Source organism: Myxococcus sp. AM011 (assembly GCF_013372595.1).
Lineage (GTDB): Bacteria > Myxococcota > Myxococcia > Myxococcales > Myxococcaceae > Myxococcus > Myxococcus eversor.
Genome location: NZ_JABXEM010000457.1, coordinates 1 through 4,249 on the forward strand (window position 1 = coordinate 1; position 4,249 = coordinate 4,249).

The window sequence follows — 4,249 nt, forward strand, 5'->3', positions numbered from 1 at the left end:
GGGGTGCAAGGGGGGCGGCTTTCCCCTGGGGCTCGGGGCGCACTGCTTCGGCTTCGCCTCGGGCCTGCTGCGCTTTGGCGACGAGGAGCAGAAGCGGCTCCTGCCCTCGCTGCGGGACGGCTCCGCGATTGGCGCGCTCGCCGCCACCGAGCCCGGCGCGGGCTCCGATGTCATGTCCCTCCGGACGCGCTTTCGCGTCGAGGGCGACACGTGTGTCCTGACCGGGGACAAGTGCTTCATCACGAACGCCCGTGAGGCAGACTGGTTCCTGGTGCTGGCGACCAAGAACCCGCGCCTGCATTACCGAGGCGTCAGCGCGTTCCTGGTACCTCGGAGTGCACCGGGGGTGGAGGTGGGCATCGACGAGCCCCGCATGGGGATGCACGGCTGCTCCGTGTGCTCCGTGGGATTCGACGAGGTCCGCGTGCCGCGGAGCGCGATGGTGGGCTTGTCGGGACAGGGGGCCACGGTGTTCCAGCATGCCTTGCTGTGGGAGCGGAGCATGCTCGCGGGGTTCCACCTGGGGATGATGCGCAAGCAGTTCCTGACCTCGCTCAGCTACGCGAAGACGCGGCAGCAGTTCGGCCGGCCGATTGGTGCACACCAGCAGGTCGCCGCGCGGCTCGTGGACATGCTGGTGCGCTACCGGACGTCCGCGCTCCTCGTGAGAGAGACGGTGACCCGACTCGTGGCGGGTGTTCTGACAGCGGGCGAGGCGAGCCTCACCAAGCTGTATGTCAGCGAGGCGGCACTCGCGTCGGGGACGGATGCCTTCCGGGTTCACGGAGGCATGGGGTTCATGGAGGGCTCGGACGTCGGCGTCGAGCTGCGTGATGCACTGGGAGGCATCCTCTATTCGGGAACCTCCGAAATCCAGAAGGTCATCATCGCTTCCGAGCTGGGATTGGATCCCTGAGCGGGAAAGGCACTCAAGATGCGTCAGCAGACCTTGTCGACCGTCCTCCTGGACGCGGCGTCGCGCTTCACCTCGCGCACCGCGCTCATCACTCCCGCCAAACGGCTCACCTATGGCGAGCTGATTGAACGCGCGCTGCGGCTCTCCGCCTATCTGGTGGAGACAGGGCTGCGCCCTGGAGGGCGGGTGGCCATCTGCCTGCCGAAGGGGGAGGAGCTGTCCATCGCCATCTACGGCGCGCTGCTGGCGGGCGCCAGCTATGTGCCCATCGACCATGCGACGCCCGCGGCCCGGGCCCGGCTCATCCTGCGCGACGCGGAGCCGGGGCACCTCATCACCACGCGGCATGTCGCGGACGCCCTGTTCCGTGACGAAGCAAGAGAAGGGCTGTGGGCCGCGCGCCAGGAGGTGGTGGTGACGCTGCTGACAGCGTTCGTTCCCCAGGAGGTGGACCGGGTCTCCTGGTGCGAAGCGCTCTCCCGAGCGCCGCTGTCCCAGGCGGTTCCCGTCCAGGAGCAGGCTGTCGCGTATGTCCTCTACACATCGGGGTCGACTGGGAAGCCGAAGGGCGTGATTCAGGCGCATCGCGGCGCGGTGGCGTTCGTGGAGTGGGGGGCACGGCACCTCGGCCTCGGGCCGGAAGACGTGCTGTCGCAGCATGCGTCACCCTCGTTCGACCTGACCATCTTCGACTTCTTCGCCTCCGCCGTGGTGGGGGCCGCGCTCACGCCGGTGCCGGAGTGGCTGTTCGGTCAGGTGGCGAAGACGTGCCGGTTCATCATCAAGAGCGGCATCACCGTCTGGTACTCCGTTCCCTCGGTGCTGCTCCGACCCGACGCGGGGACACCGCTGCGCGAGCTGGCCTCCTCGTCGCTCCGGCACGTGATTCTCGCGGGGGAGGTCATTCCCAAGCCCGGGCTCCAGGAACTGGCGCGGCGGCTTCCCGTCGGGTGCACGCTCTCGAACTGGTTCGGCCCGACAGAGACGAATGTCTTCACCTTCCACGACATCGGGCCGGAGGACCTGGCTTCGGAGGGTCCGGTGCCCATCGGCCTGCCGTGTCCCTATGCGGAGATTCGACTGGAGGACGGCTCGGGTGCGCCCACGGAGGAGGGAGAGCTCCTCGTCTGTGCGCCCACCGTGATGGAGGGCTATCGCGGGCTGGATGCGCTCACCGCGCAGCGCTTCGAGCGAGGGGCGGATGGCCGCACGTTCTTCCGCACGGGGGACATGGCCCGCTTCGAGAAAGGTCGACTCATCTTCCTCGGACGACGTGACCGACTCGTGAAGGTGCGCGGGTATCGCGTCCAGCTTGAGGAACTGGAGCATGTGCTCCAGGCTCACCCCGCGGTGACGGAGGCGTCGGTGGTGGTCCTTCAGGAGAGCGGCGTGGAGCTGCTTGGCGCGGCGCTCGTCCTGCGGGCTCCATCCGAGGCACTGCTTGACGACGTCCGGCGGCACTGCGCCGAGCGGTTTCCTCCGTACATGGTGCCGTCGAAGCTCCTGCCCGTGGACGCACTCCCCCGGAACAATCGGGGGAAGATCGATTCCCAGCAGGTCATGGAGCTGCTGTCCCGGCCTGTGAATCCCCCTGAAACGATGCCGTCGCTCCGGAGCGGGAGCGCCTGAGGAGAGACCCATGTTGATACCGCGGTCCGAAGTCCTGCGTGGCTCGGAGTTCGAACATGATGCGCCTTCCCTGGGTCGCAAGAAGGTGGCGCATGTCCAGGTCCCCTCGGGGCGTCCACCTCTGGCGGGATTCCGCGTCTGCTATCTGCTCCATTCCTTTGGAGGGGACCGGCACTCCTGGGCGCGGCAAGGGGACGGCTTCCTGACGGGGCTCGCGAGTGACGTCCTGTTTGTCTTCCCCGAGAGCGGCCGGCGCTGGTTCATGAACGACGCCTCCGGGAAGCGCTACGAGGACTACCTGCTGGCGGACCTCATCCCCACCATCGAGGCGACGTATCCGGTGGATCGGGCCGCGCGGTCTAGAATCATCGGCGGCTTCTCCATGGGCGGCGCGGGAGCGATTCACCTCGCGTTGCGCAACCCTGGGGTGTTCTCTCGTGCGTTCGCCGTCGCCGGAGCGTTCTACGCGTCGGAGCGGCAGGGAGACCCCTACGCGTCGATGCGGGGTGGTGCGTGCATGATGCCGACCGAGCAGGAGCACGACCGCGTCTGGGGGCCCGTGGGTAGCGAGGTGCGACGGGCGTATGACACGGGGCGGCTCATCGAGGGCGCGGCGGCGGGGCGGGCGCCCGCCCTGGCCTTGGAGGTCGGCATCGAGGACTACCCCCGCGTGGTGGAGATGAATCGCCGGGTGCACCGGGCACTCGACGCGGCGGGTGTCGCGCATACCTACGAGGAGCACCCTGGGGACCATGGCTGGCCTTATGCGACCCGTGCGGCCACCCGGCTGCTGGGGCGGCTCCTGGAGCCATCTACGAGGCCCCCGGATGCTGGGTGGCCCAGTGCGCGAGTCGGGTGACGGTGCCGTGCAGGTGCTCCGGGCTGTCGGTCAGGGCGGCCAGGGTCTCGCGCAGCAGCTCCCTCCCCCGCATCGGTTGGCCACGCGCCTTGGGGGCGGGGATGCCGAGCACGTCCGCCATCTCCTCCGAGGAGAGCTGCTCTCATGAGGTGCGCGGCGGGGGCCTGGCTAAAGACAACCCACGGAGGATGACGAGCTCCTCTGGGATTGCATGCACGGGCTGCCGACCGTGGGCGCGCCGAAGAACTCGTAGTTGCGCCGCGAGGCCAGCGCTCTTCCTGCATCATCGCCAGAAGGCCCGAGTCAGTTTATCATGCTTTTCCATGTAAGCCTGTTCAGGCGTTCCTGTGTGCCCTAGGCTCGTGGGAAGGGCGCACAACTCCTTCTCAATCCAGGACAGTCCCATGCGGGTTTCCCAACCACTCCCGACCGCCAGTCCCCTCGTTGCCCGCGCGCTCTTCCTGGCGATGCTCGTGCTTGCTGTCGGCATGTCGGCATGCCTCGCGCAGGAGGACGCCAGGAGCACGGAGCAGAGGCGCGAAGGGATGTCGACCGGAGACGAGGAGGAGCCCGAGTCCTGCGAGGAGTGTGACGGAGGCCCTGACGCCGGGGACGCGGGAGATGCGGGTGACGCCGGGGACGCGGGCTGTGATCCTCCTGAGCAGGAGTTCACCGAGACACCCACCTGTGAGGACGACGCGGGAGTGGACGCGGGCGCGGATGCGGGCGCCGACGCAGGCACCGGCACCGATGCGGGCCGCGACGCGGGTTCGGACGGCGGTGGCGGCGGCGGTGGCGGTGGTTCAGACGCGGGTTCGGATGGAGGCGCCGACGCGGGTGCGGAC

The 4,249-nt window shown here is 68.6% G+C and carries 3 protein-coding genes and 1 pseudogene; all 4 read left to right on the top strand.

What is annotated here, in order from left to right; genetic code table 11:
- Window positions 1-916: acyl-CoA dehydrogenase family protein (locus HUW62_RS45935; protein WP_176438046.1), on the top strand; the 916-nt coding region annotated here is incomplete at its 5' end.
- 18 nt (window positions 917-934) lie between these two features.
- Window positions 935-2,545, top strand: coding sequence for an amino acid adenylation domain-containing protein (locus HUW62_RS45940; protein WP_176438047.1), 1,611 nt, complete (start codon window positions 935-937; stop codon window positions 2,543-2,545).
- A 10-nt stretch (window positions 2,546-2,555) separates the two neighbouring features.
- Entirely contained in the window at window positions 2,556-3,404 is an 849-nt protein-coding gene (locus tag HUW62_RS45945; protein ID WP_176438048.1) for an alpha/beta hydrolase family protein, read from the top strand.
- Between the two features lie 545 nt (window positions 3,405-3,949).
- A pseudogene (locus HUW62_RS45950) lies at window positions 3,950-4,249 on the top strand (hypothetical protein); the annotation flags it as partial.

Bases quoted from the DNA above. Each gene is read 5' to 3' on its own strand.
- HUW62_RS45940 (WP_176438047.1), top strand. From the start codon at position 935: ATGCGTCAGCAGACCTTGTCGACCGTCCTCCTGGACGCGGCGTCGCGC.
- HUW62_RS45945 (WP_176438048.1), top strand. From the start codon at position 2,556: ATGTTGATACCGCGGTCCGAAGTCCTGCGTGGCTCGGAGTTCGAACAT.